Raw genomic sequence first — 644 nt, 5'->3', positions numbered from 1 at the left:
GGCGCCGATGGTCAGATGATGCCGCCGTTGGCGTAGATGGTCTGGCCGTTGATCCAGCGGGCCGGGCCGGCCAGGAAGGCGATGGGCTCGGCGATGTCCTCGGGGGTGCCCAGCCGCTCCAGCGGAGCCGCCTTGGCGAGGTTGTCGAGCGCCGCCTGGTCCTTGCCCTCCAGGAACAGGGGGGTGGCGGTGGGACCGGGGGAGACCGCGTTGACGGTGATGTCCTTGCCCCGCAGCTCACGGGCGAGCACCAGGGTCATCGCCTCGACCGCGCCCTTGCTCGCGGCGTAGGCGCCGTAGGTGGGGAACTGGAGCCGGGTGAGCGACGAGGAGACGTTGATCAGGGCACCGCCGCGGCGCAGCCGCCGGGCCGCCTGCTGGGAGACGACGAACGTGCCGCGGATGTTGGTGCGGTGCATGCGGTCCAGATCGTCCAGGTTCAGCGTGGCGATCGGCGACAGCAGCATGATGCCCGCCGTGTTGACCACGACGTCGATGCCGCCGAACTCCGCCTCGACGGCGTCGAAGGCCGCGGCCATGGCGACCTCGTCGGCCACGTCGCCGGCCACGGCGATCGCCCTGCCGCCCTGGGCCTCGATGGCCGCCACCGCCTCGTCCGCCTTGGCCTTGTTGCCGGCGTAGTG

At 71.9% G+C, this 644-nt stretch carries 1 protein-coding gene; it reads right to left on the bottom strand.

Translation table 11 applies throughout. The features are described 5' to 3' along the window. Positions 1 to 11: 11 nt before the first annotated feature. Positions 12 to 644, bottom strand: a 633-nt coding sequence (locus tag IE294_RS47040) for an SDR family oxidoreductase (protein WP_189895426.1), incomplete at its 5' end; no start/stop codon positions are given.

Origin of the sequence: Streptomyces canarius (assembly GCF_014650735.1) — a bacterium.
GTDB lineage: Bacteria > Actinomycetota > Actinomycetes > Streptomycetales > Streptomycetaceae > Streptomyces > Streptomyces olivaceoviridis.
Note: the sequence above shows the minus strand (reverse complement) of the source record. Positions and strands in the feature narration are given on the sequence as shown.